The organism is Sandarakinorhabdus sp., from assembly GCF_051860625.1.
GTDB lineage: Bacteria > Pseudomonadota > Alphaproteobacteria > Sphingomonadales > Sphingomonadaceae > Sandarakinorhabdus.
Genome location: NZ_JBHYDQ010000004.1, coordinates 104,483 through 122,979, shown reverse-complemented (window position 1 = coordinate 122,979; position 18,497 = coordinate 104,483). Strand labels below are relative to the sequence as shown.

The window sequence follows — 18,497 nt, the reverse complement described above, 5'->3', positions numbered from 1 at the left end:
GGTCAGGACAGGGCGCGCCACAGCGGGCGTCTGGCAGCCGACGCGGGCAGGGCTGTGCCTCGGACAAATATTGGCATATATAATGCCAACAAACCTGCAAAAGGATAACTTTGATCACCTTGTAAAGAACAATTGCCGCCCTCGCCGTTCCCACCGCTACCGGCCCGGTAATTGCACCGCTTTCCTGCTCGGCTCAGGTTGAACCGGCCATTAGGCAGAGGAGACGGCAAATGACGCGCAATTTCTGGGAACAATGGCTGCACATCTGGTGCTGGGTGGCCATCGGCTTTGGCGTGGTGTTTTCCGCGGCCGGCGTGCCGGCGCTGGATGGTGGGGCAGGGGCCTTTTATCGGCTGGTCAGCCTGGGCAGCTTGTCGGCAGGGGATTTCGACGCGCCGGGGATGCGGTTGTCGGTGGCGCTGGTCGGTGCGGTGATGCTGGGTTGGGGGCTGTGTCTGCTCGCGGTGTTTCGGGCATGCGGCGCTGATCCGGCGCTGTGGCGCGGGCTGGGCTGGGGCGTGATCGGTTGGTGGGCGGTGGACTCGGCACTGTCGGTGCTGAACGGCGTGCCGGTGAATGCGGTGACCAACACGGTTTTGCTCGTGGCCTATCTGGTGCCGGCGGTGAAATTGGGGTTCTTCAACCGGGAAACGGTGTCCAGATCACTTGCCTGATATCGGTCCCGCCCAACGCCAGCAGCGCCAGCCGGTCAAAGCCGAGCGCGACGCCGCTGGCCGGCGGCATGAAGGTCAGCGCGGCGAGGAAATCCTCGTCGATCGGGTAACGCCGGCCATAAATGCGCTCTTTCTCATCCATATCCGCTTCGAACCGGCGCTGCTGCTCGGCGGGATCGGTCAGTTCGCCAAAGCCATTGGCCAGTTCAACGCCGCAGGCATAGGCTTCAAACCGTTCGGCCCAGCGCGGATCATCGGGGCAGGGGCGGGCGAGGGCGGCTTCGCAGACGGGATAATGTGTCAGGAAGGTCAGGCGGTCACGGCCCAACTTCGGCTCGATGGTCACGATGATGCGGCTGAAAATGTCGCTCCATGTGTCGTCGGCGCGCGGCGTCAGGCCGGCGGCGGCGGCCAGCGCGTCGCGGTCATCGAGGCAGGCGGCAAGATCGATGCCGGCATGAATGGAAAATGCTTCGGCCACGCTGATATGATCAGGCTCGGCATCGGCATCGCAACTTCGCCCCTGCCAGCGCAGCACGCCGTTGTCGCCGGCGGCCTGCGCGGTGCGGGCCAGCGCCAGCGTGTCGACCATTACCTCGGTCCAGTCGGCACCGGCGCGATACCATTCGACCATCGTGAATTCCGGACTGTGCAACGGGCCTTGCTCACCATTGCGCCAGACCCGCGCAAAATCGACGATGCGGGTTTCGCCGGCCGCCAGCAATTTCTTGGCGGCAAATTCCGGGCTGGTGTGCAGGTAACGCGTCTGTTCGGCAGCGCCCTCCGGACGCCAGAGCACCGGGAAGCCATGCAGATGGGTTTCATTGCCCGGCGACATCTGCACTGCGCCACATTCGACCTCGGTGAAGCCCTGATCCGCAAACCAGCAGCGCAGCGCCGCCTTCACCCGATTGCGGCCGATCAGGAACGGGCGGCGATCAGTATGGATATCGGCATGCCAGAACGGGCGACCAGACTCGGATGATGTCATGATTTTCCTTGAACAGTCGTGCTGCGATGCCCTAACGCCGGGCGCAAGTTACCGCGCGTTGGCGCATAGGGGATATCATGGTCAAGGAAATCGCGAGCAATTTCCGCAAGGGACAGGTTGTCGAGCACGACGACGGCCAGCTTTATGTCGTGCTGAAGGCCGAAACCTTCCGCCCCGGCAAGGGCACGCCCACCACCACGATCGACATGCGCCGCATCTCCGATGGCGTGAAGACGGTGATCACCGTGAAGACCACCGACAGCCTGGAAAAGGCCTTCGTCGAGGAAGTCAGCCACAATTATCTCTACAAGGATGGGGAGGAATATATCTTCATCAACAACGAGAATTACGACCAGATCAGCCTGACCGAGGCGATGATCGGCGATGGCATCGGGTTCCTGCAGGAAAATGCCGAGTGCAAGATCCTGATGTTCGACGGCAAGCCGGTGACCATCACCCTGCCGACGCGGGTGACGATGGCGATCATGGCGACCGAACCGGTGATGAAGGGCCAGACCGCATCGTCCAGCTACAAGCCGGCCACGGTGGAATCCGGCGCCCGCGTGATGGTGCCGCCGCACATCGAAGTGGGCACGCGGATCGTCATCAACACCGAAGATTCCAGCTACGTCGAGCGCGCCAAGGACTGACGCGCCGCTTCACCGGATGGGCAGGGGCTGGCAGCGATGCCGGCCCCTTTTCATGTCGCATCGCCAACTTAGCCAGAATTTCGATTAGCCTGAGTGTAAATCCCAATTTCTTCAATCGATGCCCTTAGGCCTAGTTGGTTCCCACAGTGGGACAGACCCGCATCAGATTGAGGAAGCGCACATGACACGCACATTCGCATCGATCGTCGCCTTGGCCATCGCCGGCATGACCGGCAGCATGGCTGCCGCCGCAGAGGTCAGCACCGCCAACACCAACAACCAGTTCTGGTGGCCGGAACTGGTCGACCTGTCGCCGTTGCGCAGCCAGGCGCCGGCCTCCAACCCCTATGGCAGCAATTTCGATTATGCTGCTGCGTTCAGCAAGCTGGACCTGAAGGCGGTGAAGGTCGACATCGCCACGGTGCTGACCACCTCGCAACCCTGGTGGCCGGCCGATTATGGCACCTATGGCCCGTTCTTCATCCGCATGGCCTGGCACAGCGCCGGCACCTATCGCATCGCTGATGGCCGTGGCGGCGCCGGTGGTGGCCAGCAGCGCTTCGAACCGCTCAGTTCGTGGCCGGACAACGCCAATCTCGACAAGGCCCGCCGCCTGTTGTGGCCGGTGAAGCAGAAGTACGGCCGTTCGCTGAGCTGGGCCGATCTGATGGTGCTGGCTGGCAATGTCTCCCTTGAATCCATGGGCTTCAAGCCGTTCGGCTTCGCCGGTGGCCGACAGGATGATTGGGAAGCCGACAAGGTCTATTGGGGCCCGGAAAACAAGATGCTTGAGGACAAGCGTTACAGCGAGGGCCGCAAGCTGGGTGGTCCGCTGGCCGCCGTGCAGATGGGCCTGATCTATGTGAACCCGGAAGGCCCGAATGGTGTGCCCGATCCGCTGGCTGCCGCCAAGGATATCCGCGAAACCTTCGGCCGCATGGCGATGAACGACGAGGAAACCGCGGCACTGATCGCTGGCGGCCACACCTTTGGCAAGGCACACGGCGCCGCCAAGCCCGAAGGCAATGTCGGCAAGGAACCGGCCGGCGAGGCCCTGGAAAAGCAGGGCATGGGCTGGGAAAACCGCTACGGCACCGGTGCAGGTGCGGACACGATCACGTCCGGCCTGGAAGGCGCATGGACCTCGGCGCCGGCGCAGTTCACCATGCAGTATCTCGAAAATCTCTATCGCTTCGATTGGGTGCAGACGCGCAGTCCGGCCGGCGCGATCCAGTGGGAGCCCAAGGACGCCAAGGACCAGAAGTTCGTGCCGGATGCCCACAAGGCGGACACGTTCCACGCGCCGATGATGTTCACCACCGATCTGGCGCTGCGCGAAGACCCGGCCTATCGCAAGATCACGCAAGGGTGGCTGAAAAACCCCAAGGGGTTTGAAGATGCCTTTGGCCGCGCTTGGTTCAAGCTGACTCACCGCGACATGGGTCCGCGCGGCCGCTACATCGGCCCGGATGCGCCGAAGGAAGTGCTGGTCTGGCAGGATCCGGTGCCGGCAGTGGATCACCCGTTGGTCAATGATGGCGATGTGGCCACCATCAAGGCGAACGTGCTGGCCAGCGGCCTGACCGTGCCGGAATTGGTGCGCACTGCCTGGGCGGCTGCCGCCAGCTTCCGCCACACCGACATGCGCGGCGGTGTGAACGGTGCCCGCTTGCGGCTGGCCCCGCAGAAGGATTGGGCGGTCAACAACCCGGCCGAACTGGCGAAGGTGCTGCCGGTGCTGGCCAAGGTGCAGGCCGATTTCAACAAGGCCGCGCCGGGTGGTCGCAAGATCAGCATGGCCGATCTGATCGTGCTGGCCGGCAATGCGGCGGTCGAAAAGTCCGCCAAGGACGCCGGTGTCGCGATCAGCCTGCCGTTCACGCCGGGCCGTACCGATGCAGCCCAGGCGCAAACCGACGTCGAGGCGTTCGCGGCGCTGGAGCCCAAGGCCGATGGCTTCCGCAACTACTGGACGGCGGAAAGCTTCTATAACCCGACCCAGGGCCTGATCGATCGCGCCAATCTGCTCGGCCTGACCGTGCCGGAAATGACCGTGCTGGTCGGCGGTCTGCGCGCGCTGGATGCCAATGCCGGCGGCAGCAAGATCGGCGTGTTCACCGCGCGGCCCGGCGTGCTGAGCAACGATTGGTTCGTCAATCTGCTCGGCATGGAAACCAAGTGGCAGAAGTCGGCGACTGAAGGCCTGTACGACGGGCTGGACCGCACGACGGGCGCGAAGAAGTGGACGGCCAGCCCTGTCGATCTGCTGTTCGGTTCGCACAGCGAGTTGCGGGCGGTGGCCGAAGTCTATGGCGCGGCCGACGGCCACAGCCAGATGGTGCAGGATTTCGCCAAGGCCTGGACCAAGGTGATGTCGAACGACCGCTTCGGCGGCTGAGCCGGACCAATTGGCCGAAACGCTGGCGGCGTCTCCTGATGGGGGCGCCGTCAGCGGCGTCGGCGCTAACGTCGATGGCTTCCAGTCGGGGATGGCAGCGCCTGTCCTACACGGCACGATTCTGTCATGATGGCGGCTTAAGGAATTCACGCCGGTAGCGTTGCGGCCGCCCGATTTTGTTCCAATCCGCCCGTTACGGAAAAACTGCCAAGACTGAAGATCTGATACCGGGCAACGCAGGCTCTTTGACAATCAGAAACTTGCGGCTTTGCTTCGCAGCCCGTGCAGTCGCACCATGGCGTTACTGGCCCCTTTATTGACCTCTGCGGCTCATGAACGCCAGACGTTCGAACAGCATCACATCGGCTTCGTTCTTCAGCAGGGCACCGTGCAGCGGTGGGATCAGGGTCTTGGTGTCGCGGTTGCGCAGCACCTCGACCGGCAGGTCCTCGTGCATCAGCAGTTTCAGCCAATCGAGCAGTTCCGATGTGCTGGGCTTCTTCTTCATCCCCGGCACTTCGCGCATGTCGAAGAAGATGTTGAGCGCCTCGCCCACCAGCGCACGCTGGACGTTGGGGTAATGGACCCGCACGATGGCTTCCATCGTCTCGCGGTCCGGGAACTTGATGTAATGGAAGAAACAGCGGCGCAGGAACGCGTCGGGCAATTCCTTCTCGTTGTTGCTGGTGATGATCACGATCGGCCGCTGGGCTGCCTTCACCCGCTCACCGGTTTCGTACACGTCGAATTCCATGCGATCGAGTTCGGTCAGCAGATCGTTCGGGAATTCGATATCGGCCTTGTCGATCTCGTCGATCAGCAGCACCGGCAGCTTGGCGTGGGTGAACGCCTCCCACATCTTGCCGCGACGGATATAATTGTTGATGTCCGACACGCGCGGATCGCCCAACTGGCTGTCGCGCAGGCGGGACACGGCATCATATTCATACAGGCCCTGCTGGGCCTTGGTCGTGGATTTGACGTTCCACTCGATCAGCGGCGCGTCGAAGGCATTGGCGATCTGCTGGGCCAGCACGGTCTTGCCGGTGCCGGGCTCCCCTTTCACCAGCAGGGGTCGGCGCAGCGTCACGGCTGCGTTGACCGCGACCTTCAGATCATCGGTGGCGACATAACCGGTGGTGCCTTCAAAGCGCATGGAAAATCCCTTTCATGACTTCACGCTAAGCAGCCGAGGCCATCGGCGCAATCCTGTCAAACTGTGAAGGGGCAGCGCGCTTTGCCTCAGCGATAGGCGTAAGTGACTTCGTCGGTCTGGCCGCCGGCGATACCCATCAGGTTGCCCTTGCTCAGCGCCGATTGGGCGGCCAGGCGTGGCCGGCCATCCGGGCCGAGGCGGTAATCGCTGGTCTGCTCGAAATTGGTGACCTTGATGAGCAGGTTCAGCTTGAAATCCTCGCGGGCTCGCACTTTCAGCCGCGCCACCCACGGTTTGCCGTCCGTGGTGGCAATCACCGCTTCGCCCGACAAATGCTGGGAAATGTCGGCGCTGTCGGTCCGCACCGATCCGGCCGGCAGCACGGGGATCTTCATCACCTGGCGACCCTCGTCATCGAGGCTGATGTCAGACGCGGCAGCCATCAAGGCGGCCAGTCGATGATAGCCTGGCACCGGGTTGACGCTGATGGCCTTGCGGAACGTTTTCAACGCGGTGGGGCTGGGCGCCTTGCCGTTCACGCTCAGCAACGTCCAGCGCTGGCCATCCCAGCGTTCCACCGTGACCGTCTTTTCGTTTATCCCCGGACCGCGGCGGATGGCCGTGGTGGTGCGTTCGAAGGCCATTGCGGCCGGATCGGCGGCGCGGGCATCGCTGATGATCGCTTCACGCAGGGGTTCCAGCCGAAAGTCGCCGGGCGGGGCTGCCGCCAGCAGCAAGCCGGCAAGCAGAGGCAAGCAAAGGGCACGACCCATGTTCATTGATCCGACCCCTATCCCAACCCGACGACGTGCCACAAGCATGTCAATCCACAACAACAAATCCCTGCGTCGATTGACGCAGGGATGTTGCGTTGCAGCATCACCGGTTGCGCGGTGATGAACGACTACCTGGTGCCTATACGTCCAGGAAGCTGCGCATCTTGCGGCTGCGCGACGGGTGCTTCAGCTTGCGCAGCGCCTTGGCTTCGATCTGGCGGATGCGTTCGCGGGTCACGCTGAATTGCTGGCCGACTTCCTCCAGCGTGTGATCGGTGTTCATGCCGATGCCGAACCGCATGCGCAGCACACGCTCTTCGCGCGGGGTGAGCGACGCCAGCACCCGCGTCACGGTTTCCTTGAGGTTCGCGTGAATGGCGGCATCCACCGGGATGACGGCATTCTTGTCCTCGATGAAATCGCCAAGATGGCTGTCTTCCTCGTCGCCGATCGGGGTTTCGAGGGAAATCGGCTCCTTGGCGATCTTCATCACCTTGCGCACCTTTTCCAGCGGCATCGAAAGCCGCTCGGCCAGTTCCTCCGGCGTCGGCTCGCGGCCGATTTCGTGCAGGATCTGCCGGCTGGTGCGCACCAGCTTGTTGATGGTTTCGATCATGTGCACCGGGATGCGGATGGTGCGGGCCTGATCGGCGATGCTGCGGGTGATGGCCTGGCGGATCCACCAGGTCGCATAGGTGCTGAACTTGTAACCGCGGCGATACTCGAACTTGTCCACGGCCTTCATCAGGCCGATATTGCCTTCTTGAATGAGATCAAGGAATTGCAGGCCACGGTTGGTGTATTTCTTGGCAATGGAAATCACCAGGCGCAAATTGGCCTCGACCATTTCCTTCTTGGCGATGCGGGCTTCGCGCTCGCCCTTTTGCACCATGTTGACGATACGGCGAAACTCACCAAGATCGACACCGGTGGTTTCGGCAATGCCGGCCAGTTCGCGGCGGTTCTGATCCACCGACGCGCCTTCGGCCGCCACGAACGCCGCCCATTTCTTGTCGATGCCGGCCACACGCGGCATCCAGTTTTCGGCCAGTTCGTTGCCGACATATTCGTCGAGGAAATTCTTGCGGTTGATGCGATGCTTGTCGGCCAGGCGCAGCATGTTGCCGCCCAGTGCCATAAGCCGCTTGTTCTGAGTGTAGAGCGATTCGACCAGCAGCTCGATCTTGTTGTTGTTGAAATGGATCGACTGCACGCCGCGCGTCAGCTCTTCACGCAGCTTCTGATATTTCTTCTCCTCACTACCGGCAAAGGCCGGGCCACCGTGGATCGCCGACAGCCGCGCATCCTGCAGCTTCTGGAACTTCTTGTAGGTGCCGGTGATTTCGGCGAATTTTTCCAGGGCAGCGGGCTTGAGCTGCTCTTCCATCTGGCCGAGCGACAGCCCGCCTTCGTCGTCTTCTTCGGCTTCGGCAGCACGCTGCGGCGCGCGACGCTCGGTGAATTCGTCTTCCTCGTCAGCCGGCGGCGCTTCGGCTTCCGGCTCCTCGTCTTCCTTGAACTGCACGGCGGGCAGGTCACTGCCCTCGGTCACCTCTTCGCCGTCTTCGCCCGGAACCTTGGCGAGCATGGCTTCCAGATCGAGGATCTCGCGCAGCTGCATGCGGCCTTCGTTCAGCGCATTCGACCAATCGATGATGGCGCGGAAGGTCATCGGGCTTTCGCACAGCCCGGCGATCATCGTGTTGCGGCCGGCCTCGATACGCTTGGCGATGGCGATTTCGCCTTCGCGGCTGAGCAGTTCGACAGCGCCCATTTCGCGCAGATACATGCGCACCGGATCGTCGGTGCGATCCAGCGGCGCCTTGACCACGGCCACCGGCGCCGGCGCCAGATCGCCATCGACGGCTTCCGGCTCTTCCTCGGCTTCTTCGCGCGTTTCGGGCTCGTCGGCGGTATCTTCGTTTTCGACGATGTTGATGCCCATCTCGTTGATCGATGACATGATGTCCTCGATCTGCTCGCTGGTCATCTGATCCTGCGGCAGGGCCTCGTTGATCTCGTCATAGGTGATGTAACCGCGCTTCTTGGCACGGGCGATCAGCTTCTTGATCGAGGCTTCGTTCAGGTCGATCAGCGGGGCATCGCCCTCGCTCTTGGTATCGACGGCTTCGTTGGCGCCAGCTTTGGCCATCCGATTCTGCATCCTTGCAACAGGCCAGTGCAGGGATCTGCACCAGCGAAATGACCCCTCAGACGCGTTCGGCAGACCCAGCCAAAATCAGCGCCTTAACATGCAAGAGCCCGCCCACCTGGCCGTATGACCGGGTGGAGCAGGCAAAAGCTGCACGTATATTATACATGCCCTTTAATCCTCTCGCCGCGATTCCACCAGCTTCATCATCGCCGCATCCAGCGATTCCATATCCTGACGCAACGCCTGCTGCGCTTCGAAATCGGCTTCGGACAGACTGTCCTGAAACCGTGCGGTGGCATCGGCCAACCCGACCAGCAGCGCCGACCGCGCCGTTGCCTGCCGCAGTGCCAGCCCGAAATCGGTATCGGCGATGTCGGCCGCTGCCGTGGCCTGGGTAAACGAGAAGGCGAGATTATTTGCTGTCTGCACCCGCCGCGCCATTTCACCCAATCCCACCCTCGTCAAATGGGCAGCGAGGCCCGCCGATTCAAGCCCCTGGTCGCTGGCGGTTGCAGCCAGCACCTCATCCAGCAAGGCCGCTTCGTCAGGATCATCAAGCTGCAGCCCGGCAAGCGCATCGGCATGCGAGTCGGCCAAACCCGGGCGCACGAGCAGGCCAGTAAGCACGGCCGTGAGCAACGGGTCGCGACCACGACTGACCAGCGCCTTCAACGCCGCCGACGCGCCAGGCACTGGCGGCTGCCATTTCCCGCCCGGCCGGCGTGGCTGCCAGGCGGGTCGCGTCGGGCGCGAGAGGAAGGCGGCTTCGAAGCGGCGGTTGAATTCGGCTTGATACAGGCTGCGCACGTCGGGATCGGCGATGCTGGCCGCGGCTTCGCGCAGCCTTGTGCGGGCCTGGGCTCGGCGTTCGGGGGTGGCAAGCTCCAGGCCGGCACTTTCGCTGGCCCAGATATGGTCGATCAGCGGCACGGCAGCGTTCAGTACCGCTTCGAACGCCGCGGCCCCGCCGGCGCGGCACAGATCATCCGGGTCCTGGCCCGCCGGCAGCGTGGCAATGCGCAGCGATTTGCCGGGTTGCAGCAGCGGCAAAGCGCGGCCGGCGGCACGGGTGGCGGCACGCAGGCCGGCCGCATCGCCGTCGAAGCAGAGCAGGGGTTCATTGACCAGCCGCCAGGCGAGGGTGAGTTGCGCCTCGGTCATCGCGGTGCCCAGCGGCGCGACAGCTTCCGCGATGCCGGCATTGGCGAGCCCGATGACATCCATATAGCCTTCGACCACGATCAGGCGCCCCTTTTGCCGCGCAGCCGGGCCAGCGAGATCGAGATTGTAGAGCAGGCGGCCCTTGTCGAAGAGCGGACCATCGGCGGAATTGAGGTATTTCGGCTGCACATCGCCCAAGGCGCGGCCACCAAAGCCGACCACCCGGCCACGGCGATCCCGGATCGGGAACATCAGCCGGCCGCGGAAGCGATCGAAAATCTCGCCCTGTTCGGATTTGCCGATCAGGCCGGCTTCGAGCAATTTGTCGGCCTCCACATCGTTGAAATGGCTGCGCAGCGCAGTGCGGCCATCGAGCGCGAAACCAAGGCCGAAGCGCCGGGCGAGATCGGGCGGCACCCCGCGCCGGTCGAGATAGGCGCGGGCGGCAGCACCGGCGTCGCCGGCCAACTGCGCCTGGAACCATTTCCCCGCCCGCTCGGTCAGTTCGGCCAGGCTGTCGGCGACCCTGGCCTTTTCGCGGGCTTCCGGCGACGCGGCGGGCACTTCCAGGCCGGCTTCGGCAGCGAGCTGCTTCACCGCCTCCATGAACGGCAGGCCCATGTTATCGGTCAGGAAGCGGATGACATCGCCGTGCACGCCGCAGCCAAAACAGTGATAGAAGCCCTTGTCGTCGTTGACGTAGAAACTGGGGGTCTTCTCGTTGTGGAACGGGCAGCAGCCCTTCATCTCCCGCCCCGCCCGGGTCAGCTTGACGCGCCGGCCGACGACGCCCGACACCGGTACCCGGGCACGCAATTCGTCGAGAAAGGCGGGGGACAGGCTCAAGCCAGCGCGGCCTTCACCAGCCCATTCGCCTTGCTCATGTCGAGCTTGCCGGCAAAGCGTTCCTTCATCGCGGCCATCACGCGGCCCATGTCCTTGACGCTGGTCGCGTTCAGTTCGGCCACCAGCGCCTGGATCGCGGCCGTCGCTTCGACTTCGTCCATCTGTTTGGGCAGGAAGCCTTCGATCACCGCCAGTTCGGCGCGTTCGGCATCGGCCAGTTCGGCACGGCCGCCCTGCACATACATTTCGATCGATTCGCGGCGCTGTTTGGCCATTTTCATCAGCACATCGGCGATCACCACATCATCGTCGGCCGGCGCGGTGCCGGTGCGCAGTTCGATATCCTTGTTCTTCAATGCGGCGCCGATCAGGCGCAGCGCCCCCAGGCGGGCGGTGTCGCGGGCCTTCATGGCATCGGTGGTGGCGGCTTTGATGGCATCGCGCAGCATGGCGATCTCCTCGGTTGTGTTTGCGGTTTGTGGCTGGGGATGTGATAGCGTGCGCAGCCGCACAAGAATAGATTGACGGGCAGGGCGGTGGCCCCTATCGGCCCCACCGTTTGCCCGCCTGACAAAAGGAATCACTGCATGGCCGTCGCCAAAGCGCCTGTCCAACCCAAAGGCGCGACCGGCCCACGGCCGGCACAGCCGGACGGTGCAACAGGGGTGCTGGTACTTGCCGATGGCAGCGTGATCTGGGGCCATGGCTTTGGTGCCGAGGGCGCCGCAGTGGGTGAGATCTGCTTCAACACTGCCATGACCGGCTATCAGGAAGTGCTGTCCGACCCGAGCTATGCCGGGCAGATCATCACCTTCACCTTCCCGCACATCGGCAATGTCGGAGCCAACAACGATGATATCGAATCGCCCAACCCGCACGCGCTGGGTTGCGTGGTGCGGGAACCGATCACTGCGCCGGCCAATTTCCGGTCGCAGCGGCGGTTCGATGACTGGATGGGCGCTTGGGGTCGCATCGGCATATCCGGCGTCGATACCCGCGCACTGACCAAGCGCATCCGGGAAGCCGGCGCGCCCAACGGCGTGATCGCCCACAATCGCGCCGGGCAATTCAACATCAAGAATTTGCTCAACCAGGCGCGCGGCTGGCCGGGGCTGGAAGGCATGGACCTGGCCAGCGTGATCAGCGCCACCCAGAATTACAGCTGGGACGATGGGCTGTGGACGCTGCAGGGCGGCTATGCGGTGCACAGCGGCAACCCGGACGGCCCGCATGTGGTGGCCATCGATTATGGCATGAAGCGCAACATCCTGCGCAATCTGGTCGATGCCGGCGCGCGGGTGACGGTAGTGCCGGCCACCGCGACCTTCGACGATATCATGGCTTTGCAGCCCGCCGGCATCTTCCTGTCGAACGGCCCGGGTGATCCGGCGGCGACCGGCATCCATGCCGTGCCGACCATCCAGAAGATATTGAACGCACAGCTGCCGTTGTTCGGTATCTGCCTTGGCCACCAGTTGCTTGGCCTGGCGGTGGGCGCGACGACCGTGAAGATGACGCAGGGCCATCGCGGCGCCAACCATCCGGTCAAGCGGCTGAGCGATGGCAGAGTCGAGATCACGTCGATGAATCATGGCTTTGCCGTTGACAGCTCGACGCTGCCGGCAACGGCGCGGCCAACCCACGTTTCGCTGTTCGACGGCACGCTGGCCGGGCTGGAATTGACCGATCGTCCGGCGTTCAGCGTGCAATATCATCCCGAAGCCAGTCCCGGGCCGCAGGACAGCAAATATCTGTTCGAAAAGTTTGTCGGGGGGCTGAAGTGACGGTGGCGGGAGAGGGCATCACCTCTCCCGTGGGGGAGAGCGCCGCCAGCCGTTCAGCCGCCGAACGGATCGACCATTTTCGCGCCTGTCCAGCCGAAATCGCGCAGGTTTCGCGTGGCCAGCGTCGCATCATGGGCCAGCGCCTGTGCGGCCAGCGCCGTGTCCAGCAGCTTGCTCTTTTCGGGGCGGCGGGCGCGCAGGGCGCCGAACAGATGGGCGGCATTGGCATCGAACGGCAGCAGGCGATCGGCGAATTCCGTTTCCAGTCCAGACAGCCAGGCCAGCACCCGCGGCCGGATTCCAGCCGCCTTCGGCAATTCGGCACCGTAACGGATCTCGCCGATGGCGATCGTGGAAAGCCACAGTTGCGGCTGGTTCAGCACCAGCCAATCCACCACCCGCGCATTGGGCTGGCGGCTGAACAAGACGCTCCACACATTGGTGTCGACGATGATCAAGCGAAGTCCACATCCTTGATCGTGCCCGTCTCGCGCGGCGGCAGTTCGAAATCCTCCAGCCCGCGGCCCAGGGCGATCAGCCGTTCGATGCGCGCCCGGCTGGCGGCCTGCGCATCAACCGGGAATGGTCGGAACACCGGGGCCGCATCGCTGACGGCAGAGGGGACGGAACCAACATCAGCCTCTATGATCAACTGGCGCAGATGCTCCTCCATGGAACGCCCATGCGCCGCCGCCACCTGGCGGAATCGGTGCTTGGCCTCTTCGGGAACATTGCGAACCATCAGCGTCGCCATCGCGCCTCTCTTTCGCTATCAATGTATGCAATGAAAGCATGATCGTCAAATGCCCAAACGCACCGACATCAAATCCATCCTCATCATTGGCGCTGGCCCGATCATCATCGGCCAGGCCTGCGAGTTCGATTATTCGGGCACGCAGGCGGTCAAGGCGCTGAAGGCGGAAGGCTATCGGATCATCCTGGTCAATTCGAACCCGGCGACGATCATGACCGATCCGGAATTGGCTGACGCCACCTATGTGGAGCCGATCACGCCCGAGATTGTTGCGCGCATCATCGAGAAGGAGCGGCCGGATGCCGTGCTGCCGACGATGGGCGGGCAGACGGCGCTGAACACCGCGCTGGCGCTGGCCAAGGATGGCACGCTGGAGAAATATGGAGTCCAGCTGATCGGCGCCGATGCCGAGGCGATCGACAAGGCCGAGGACCGACTGAAATTCCGCGACGCGATGGACAAGATCGGGCTGGAAAGCCCGATCAGCCGCATCGCGCACACCGTCGACGAAGCACTGGCGGCGCTGGAGCATGTCGGCTTGCCGTCGATCATCCGGCCCAGCTTCACCATGGGCGGCACCGGCGGCGGCATTGCCTATAACCGGGAAGAGTTCATCCGCATCGTCACCGGCGGCCTCGATGCCAGCCCGACCACCGAAGTGCTGGTGGAGGAGAGCGTGCTCGGCTGGAAGGAATATGAGATGGAGGTGGTCCGCGACCGGGCGGACAATGCCATCATCATCTGCGGAATCGAGAATGTCGATCCGATGGGCGTCCACACCGGAGACAGCATCACAGTGGCGCCGGCGCTGACGCTGACCGACAAGGAATATCAGATCATGCGCAACGCCAGCATCGCGGTGCTGCGCGAGATCGGCGTGGAAACTGGCGGGTCGAACGTGCAGTTCGCGGTCAACCCCAAGGATGGCCGCCTGGTGGTGATCGAGATGAACCCGCGCGTGAGCCGTTCTTCGGCGCTGGCGTCCAAGGCCACCGGATTCCCGATTGCCAAGGTCGCGGCATTGCTGGCGGTCGGCTACACGCTCGATGAGATCATGAACGACATCACCGGCGCCACGCCGGCCAGTTTCGAGCCGACCATCGATTATGTGGTGACGAAAATCCCGCGTTTTGCCTTCGAGAAGTTCAAGGGTTCGGCGCCGCTGCTCGGTACCGCGATGAAGTCGGTGGGCGAAGTGATGGCCATCGGCCGCAACTGGCAGGAAAGCGTGCAAAAGGCGCTGCGCGGGTTGGAGACCGGACTGACCGGATTCGACGAAGTGCCGGAACTGGTGGGCGCCAGCATCGAGGAAATCGAAGCGGCGCTGTCGCAGCCGACGCCCAACCGCCTGCTGGTGGCCGCCGACGCGTTGCGGGCCGGCATCACCGTGGAGCGCATCAACCAGATCGCCAGGTTCGAGCCCTGGTTCCTGCGCCAGATGCAGGAATTGATCGAAGCCGAAGCGGACGTGAAGGCGAAGGGCCTGCCAGGCGATGCGCAGGGCCTGCGCCGCCTGAAATCCCTGGGCTTTTCCGATGCGCGGCTGGCGCATCTGGCGGCGCGCAGCGAGGCCGATGTGTCCGCCGCCCGCCGCGCGGTTGGCGTGCGCCCCGTGTTCAAGCGCATCGACACCTGCGCTGGCGAGTTCGCAGCCAAGACGCCGTACATGTACAGCAGCTATGAAGCGCCGAGCTTTGGCGAGCCGGATTGCGAGAGCAACCCGACCGCGTCGCAGAAGATCGTCATTCTTGGCGGCGGGCCGAACCGCATCGGGCAGGGCATCGAATTTGATTATTGCTGCTGCCACGCCTGTTTCGCCTTGGGGGATGCCGGCTATGAAACCATCATGGTCAACTGCAATCCCGAGACTGTCTCCACCGATTATGACACGTCGGATCGCCTGTATTTCGAGCCGCTGACCGCCGAGGATGTGCTGGAAATCCTGAACGTCGAGCAGCAGAACGGCGAACTGGTTGGCGTTATCGTGCAGCTGGGCGGCCAGACCCCGTTGAAACTGGCGCAGGCGCTGCAGGATGCCGGCATTCCCATATTGGGCACCAGCCCGGACAGCATCGATCTGGCCGAAGACCGCGAGCGTTTCGCGGCGCTGATCAACGCGCTTGGCCTGAAACAGCCGGACAATGGCCTGGCCCGCAGCGCCGAGGAAGCCGTGGCCGTTGCCGAAACCATCGGTTACCCGGTGCTGATGCGCCCGTCCTATGTGCTTGGCGGCCGCGCCATGGAGATCGTCGACAACCGCGCCCAGCTTGAGACCTATATCCGCGAAGCCGTGGTGGTGTCGGGCACGTCGCCGGTGCTGATCGACCGTTACTTGCGTGATGCCATCGAAGTCGATGTCGATGCCGTCGCCGATGGCACCGATGTGCATGTTGCCGGCGTGCTGCAGCATATCGAGGAAGCCGGCGTGCACTCGGGCGACAGCGCCTGCTCGTTGCCGCCGTACAGCCTGCCCGATGATATCATCGCCGAAATCGAGCGGCAGACGGCCGTGCTGGCCCGCGCGCTGAAGGTGACCGGGCTGATGAACGTGCAGTTCGCTGTCAAGGATGGCGACGTGTATCTGATCGAGGTCAACCCGCGCGCCAGCCGCACGGTGCCGTTCACCGCCAAGGCCACCGGCATTCCGGTTGCCAAGATCGCGGCGCGGGTGATGGCCGGCGAAAAGCTCGCCAGCTTTGATCTCAGCCCACGCAATGTCGGCTATCATATCGCCGTGAAGGAGGCGGTGTTCCCGTTTGCGCGCTTCCCCGGCATCGATCCCGTGCTCGGCCCCGAGATGAAGTCCACCGGCGAAGTGATGGGCATCGATGTCGATTTCGCCACCGCCTTTGCCAAGAGCCAGCTCGCCGCGTCCAACATCCTGCCCGACACCGGCAATGTCTTCATTTCGGTGAAGGACAGCGACAAGCCGCAGATGATCGATGCGGCGCGGGACCTGGTATCCATGGGTTTTGGCCTGGTTGCGACCGACGGTACAGCGAAGGTCTTGCAGGCCGCCGGCATCCCGGTGACCCTGGTCAACAAGGTGGCCGAAGGCCGGCCCCACATTGTCGATCGCATCAAGGATGGCGAAATCGCGTTGATTTTCAACACCACCGAAGGCCGGCAATCCTTGATGGACAGCCAATCCATCCGCGCATCGGCGCTGTATGGCCGCATTCCTTACTATACCACGGCGCCCGCCAGCCGGGCTGCGGTGGCCGCAATTGCTGCGTTGCGGCGACAACCGCTTGATGTGCGGCCGCTTCAATCCTATCATCGCAACCCCTGACGCGTTGCGACGTAGTGCGTCATTGCTCTGCCGGCTCTGGATCAGCGGGCGCGGGCAGTGTTTTGAACCGATTTGCAGGACATAGTAAAAACCATGGCGACGTTGGAAAAGGTGCCGATGTTGCCGACAGGACACCAGTCCCTGTTGGTGCAATTGAAGCAGTTGAAGGAAGTGGAGCGGCCCGCGGTGGTGGAAGCCATCGAGGAAGCACGCGCCCACGGCGATCTTTCGGAAAACGCCGAATATCATGCCGCCAAGGAACGCCAGGGCCAGATCGAAGCCCAGGTGATCGAATTGGAGGACATGCTGGCGCGCGCCATCGTGATCGATCCCAAGACGCTTTCCGGCGACAAGGTGGTGTTTGGCGCCACCGTCCATCTGCAGGATGAAGACGACAAGCCGGTGACCTATCAGATCGTCGGCCAGCACGAAGCCGACGTGAAATCGTCGCGGATCAGCTTTTCCTCGCCGCTGGGCAAGGCGCTGATCGGCCGCCGTGTCGGTGACGAGGTGGAGGTCCACACGCCTTCGGGCGACAAATATTATCAGATCGACAGCGTTGAATTCATCTGACCCTGTTTTGATCGGCGCGGTGCCGCCGCCGCCCGCGCCGCATCTCACCCGGCTGTTGCTGCTGGCCAATCTGGCGGTGGCGGGCGGGTTGATGCTGGCCGGGGATGCGTTCAACCAGACGGTTCTGATCAACTTCAGTCTGGTGCCGCTGCGCCTGACCATGGCGATGGATGGCAGCGGCGCATTGCTGCCGGCGCTGGCCAGCCTGGTGACGCACCTGTTCCTGCACGGCGGCTGGCTGCATCTGGCGATGAACATGATCATGTTGCTGGCCATGGGCAATCTGCTGGAACCTTTCGCGGGGGCACGGCGGCTGGGGCTGCTGTATCTGGCGGGCGGACTGGCTTCGGCATTGGCGGAATGGGCACTCACGCCGTTGGGCACAGTGCCGATCGTTGGCGCATCCGGGGCCATTTCGGCGATGATCGGGGCGCAGGCGATGCTGGGCGGCAAGGGCAATCAGGGCCCGTTGATGCGCGGGCTGGGGCTGGCGGCGGCGTGGATCCTGTTTCAGTTGCTGGCCGGCCTGGTGATGAACGGGCCGGGATTTCAGTTGGCCATTGCCGGCCACATCGGCGGGTTTCTGGCCGGGCTGGTGCTGGCGTTGCCAGTGTTTTCTGGGCCGCTGTCAATCCACCGGAACGCCCGGCCGTGACAGCGATGTGCGGATCACGAAGCTGGTCTTGACGCTTTCGACATTGGGCGCCGGGGTGAGTTCGCTGGTCAGGAATTTCTGGAATTCCTGCAGATCATGGGCGACCACCTTCAGGATGAAATCGATCTCGCCGTTCAGCATGTGACATTCGCGGACCTGGGGCAGGGCGGCGATATGGTCTTCAAACGCGCGCAGGTCGGCTTCGGCCTGGCTTTTCAGGCTGACCATGGCGAACACGGTGATGCCATAGCCCAGCGCCACCGAATCGAGATCGGCGTGATAGCCGCGGATGACCCCGCCTTCTTCCAGCGCGCGCACCCGGCGCAGGCAGGGCGGCGCGGTCAGCCCGGCGCGGGTGGCGAGATCGACATTGGTGACCCGGCCCTCGGCCTGCAGATGGCGCAGGATCACCCGGTCGATATCGTCGATCGGCAGACGCGAACGGTGAACCAAGAGCAATACTCCGCGCTTTGACAGCGTAAAATGATAACATTGTTTCAAGTGCGCGCAAGATGCTGCGTGCGGGGCAAGGGTTTCACGCAACGCGGGCTGCTGCGGCATGGCCGGGCTGGAATAACCGGAAAATAGGATTAAGTCAGGCCGGAACCCGGCGCCGACAGTTGCGCCTCCTG

General features: G+C 63.4%; 16 protein-coding genes. 7 read left to right on the top strand and 9 right to left on the bottom strand.

Annotated elements, in window-relative coordinates:
* Positions 1–230 precede the first annotated feature (230 nt).
* Positions 231–674, top strand: coding sequence for a hypothetical protein (locus ACTIEZ_RS05780; protein ID WP_439545704.1), 444 nt, complete (start codon positions 231–233; stop codon positions 672–674).
* On the opposite strand, the gene epmA is transcribed toward ACTIEZ_RS05780, so the two are convergent.
* The gene (gene epmA / locus ACTIEZ_RS05775; RefSeq protein ID WP_439545703.1) at positions 640–1,665 is read right to left on the bottom strand and encodes an EF-P lysine aminoacylase EpmA; all 1,026 of its coding nucleotides are present in this window, start codon (positions 1,663–1,665) and stop codon (positions 640–642) included. The genes ACTIEZ_RS05780 and epmA overlap by 35 nt on opposite strands.
* Positions 1,666–1,742: 77 nt before the next feature.
* Here epmA and efp point away from each other — a divergent pair, with 77 nt between their 5' ends.
* Together efp and katG are read left to right on the top strand one after the other, a co-directional pair.
* The gene (gene efp / locus ACTIEZ_RS05770) at positions 1,743–2,315 is read left to right on the top strand and encodes an elongation factor P (RefSeq protein ID WP_439545702.1); all 573 of its coding nucleotides are present in this window, start codon (positions 1,743–1,745) and stop codon (positions 2,313–2,315) included.
* Between the two features lie 181 nt (positions 2,316–2,496).
* Complete coding sequence (gene katG / locus ACTIEZ_RS05765) at positions 2,497–4,713, top strand: catalase/peroxidase HPI (RefSeq protein WP_439545701.1); 2,217 nt, start codon at positions 2,497–2,499, stop codon at positions 4,711–4,713.
* A 313-nt stretch (positions 4,714–5,026) separates the two neighbouring features.
* On the opposite strand, the gene ACTIEZ_RS05760 is transcribed toward katG, so the two are convergent.
* The 5 genes from ACTIEZ_RS05760 to ACTIEZ_RS05740 form a co-directional block, all read right to left on the bottom strand.
* Complete coding sequence (locus tag ACTIEZ_RS05760; RefSeq protein WP_439545700.1) at positions 5,027–5,869, bottom strand: AAA family ATPase; 843 nt, start codon at positions 5,867–5,869, stop codon at positions 5,027–5,029.
* An 86-nt stretch (positions 5,870–5,955) separates the two neighbouring features.
* Entirely contained in the window at positions 5,956–6,642 is a 687-nt protein-coding gene (locus ACTIEZ_RS05755) for a hypothetical protein (protein ID WP_439545699.1), read from the bottom strand.
* Between the two features lie 142 nt (positions 6,643–6,784).
* Positions 6,785–8,797 (bottom strand): RNA polymerase sigma factor RpoD, encoded by a 2,013-nt coding sequence (rpoD, locus tag ACTIEZ_RS05750; protein ID WP_439545698.1) that lies wholly within the window; start codon positions 8,795–8,797, stop codon positions 6,785–6,787.
* A gap of 174 nt (positions 8,798–8,971) precedes the next feature.
* A complete protein-coding gene (dnaG, locus tag ACTIEZ_RS05745; protein ID WP_439545697.1) occupies positions 8,972–10,807 on the bottom strand; it encodes a DNA primase in 1,836 nt (611 codons plus the stop codon).
* Positions 10,804–11,256, bottom strand: coding sequence for a GatB/YqeY domain-containing protein (locus ACTIEZ_RS05740; RefSeq protein WP_439545696.1), 453 nt, complete (start codon positions 11,254–11,256; stop codon positions 10,804–10,806). The genes dnaG and ACTIEZ_RS05740 overlap by 4 nt, the downstream gene beginning before the upstream one ends.
* A gap of 138 nt (positions 11,257–11,394) precedes the next feature.
* Between ACTIEZ_RS05740 and carA the strand changes: the two genes are divergently transcribed.
* On the top strand, positions 11,395–12,591 hold the full coding sequence (gene carA / locus ACTIEZ_RS05735) for a glutamine-hydrolyzing carbamoyl-phosphate synthase small subunit (RefSeq protein ID WP_439545695.1): 1,197 nt from the start codon (positions 11,395–11,397) through the stop codon (positions 12,589–12,591).
* A gap of 53 nt (positions 12,592–12,644) precedes the next feature.
* On the opposite strand, the gene ACTIEZ_RS05730 is transcribed toward carA, so the two are convergent.
* Together ACTIEZ_RS05730 and ACTIEZ_RS05725 are read right to left on the bottom strand one after the other, a co-directional pair.
* Complete coding sequence (locus tag ACTIEZ_RS05730) at positions 12,645–13,049, bottom strand: PIN domain-containing protein (protein WP_439545694.1); 405 nt, start codon at positions 13,047–13,049, stop codon at positions 12,645–12,647.
* On the bottom strand, positions 13,046–13,345 hold the full coding sequence (locus ACTIEZ_RS05725) for a FitA-like ribbon-helix-helix domain-containing protein (protein WP_439545693.1): 300 nt from the start codon (positions 13,343–13,345) through the stop codon (positions 13,046–13,048). Before ACTIEZ_RS05725 ends, ACTIEZ_RS05730 begins: the two co-directional genes overlap by 4 nt.
* Before the next feature lie 49 nt (positions 13,346–13,394).
* On the opposite strand from ACTIEZ_RS05725, the gene carB reads away from it, so the two are divergent.
* The 3 genes from carB (at position 13,395) to ACTIEZ_RS05710 (ending at position 17,865) form a co-directional block, all read left to right on the top strand.
* Entirely contained in the window at positions 13,395–16,637 is a 3,243-nt protein-coding gene (gene carB / locus ACTIEZ_RS05720; RefSeq protein WP_439545692.1) for a carbamoyl-phosphate synthase large subunit, read from the top strand.
* 93 nt (positions 16,638–16,730) lie between these two features.
* A complete protein-coding gene (gene greA / locus ACTIEZ_RS05715; protein WP_439545691.1) occupies positions 16,731–17,210 on the top strand; it encodes a transcription elongation factor GreA in 480 nt (159 codons plus the stop codon).
* Between the two features lie 7 nt (positions 17,211–17,217).
* Positions 17,218–17,865 carry a rhomboid family intramembrane serine protease gene (locus tag ACTIEZ_RS05710; protein ID WP_439545690.1) on the top strand — a complete coding sequence of 216 codons (648 nt, stop codon included), beginning with the start codon at positions 17,218–17,220 and terminating at the stop codon, positions 17,863–17,865.
* Here the strand turns inward: ACTIEZ_RS05710 and ACTIEZ_RS05705 are convergent.
* Entirely contained in the window at positions 17,839–18,318 is a 480-nt protein-coding gene (locus ACTIEZ_RS05705) for an Lrp/AsnC family transcriptional regulator (protein WP_353198531.1), read from the bottom strand. The two genes, ACTIEZ_RS05710 and ACTIEZ_RS05705, sit on opposite strands and share 27 nt — an antisense overlap.
* Positions 18,319–18,497 lie beyond the last annotated feature (179 nt).

Excerpts from the sequence above, each read along its gene's own strand:
- ACTIEZ_RS05780 (WP_439545704.1), top strand. The coding sequence starts at position 231 with ATGACGCGCAATTTCTGGGAACAATGGCTGCACATCTGGTGCTGGGTG.
- epmA (WP_439545703.1), bottom strand. The coding sequence starts at position 1,665 with ATGACATCATCCGAGTCTGGTCGCCCGTTCTGGCATGCCGATATCCAT.
- efp (WP_439545702.1), top strand. The coding sequence starts at position 1,743 with ATGGTCAAGGAAATCGCGAGCAATTTCCGCAAGGGACAGGTTGTCGAG.
- katG (WP_439545701.1), top strand. The coding sequence starts at position 2,497 with ATGACACGCACATTCGCATCGATCGTCGCCTTGGCCATCGCCGGCATG.
- ACTIEZ_RS05760 (WP_439545700.1), bottom strand. The coding sequence starts at position 5,869 with ATGCGCTTTGAAGGCACCACCGGTTATGTCGCCACCGATGATCTGAAG.
- ACTIEZ_RS05755 (WP_439545699.1), bottom strand. The coding sequence starts at position 6,642 with ATGGGTCGTGCCCTTTGCTTGCCTCTGCTTGCCGGCTTGCTGCTGGCG.
- rpoD (WP_439545698.1), bottom strand. The coding sequence starts at position 8,797 with ATGGCCAAAGCTGGCGCCAACGAAGCCGTCGATACCAAGAGCGAGGGC.
- ACTIEZ_RS05740 (WP_439545696.1), bottom strand. The coding sequence starts at position 11,256 with ATGCTGCGCGATGCCATCAAAGCCGCCACCACCGATGCCATGAAGGCC.
- carA (WP_439545695.1), top strand. The coding sequence starts at position 11,395 with ATGGCCGTCGCCAAAGCGCCTGTCCAACCCAAAGGCGCGACCGGCCCA.
- ACTIEZ_RS05725 (WP_439545693.1), bottom strand. The coding sequence starts at position 13,345 with ATGGCGACGCTGATGGTTCGCAATGTTCCCGAAGAGGCCAAGCACCGA.
- carB (WP_439545692.1), top strand. The coding sequence starts at position 13,395 with ATGCCCAAACGCACCGACATCAAATCCATCCTCATCATTGGCGCTGGC.
- greA (WP_439545691.1), top strand. The coding sequence starts at position 16,731 with ATGGCGACGTTGGAAAAGGTGCCGATGTTGCCGACAGGACACCAGTCC.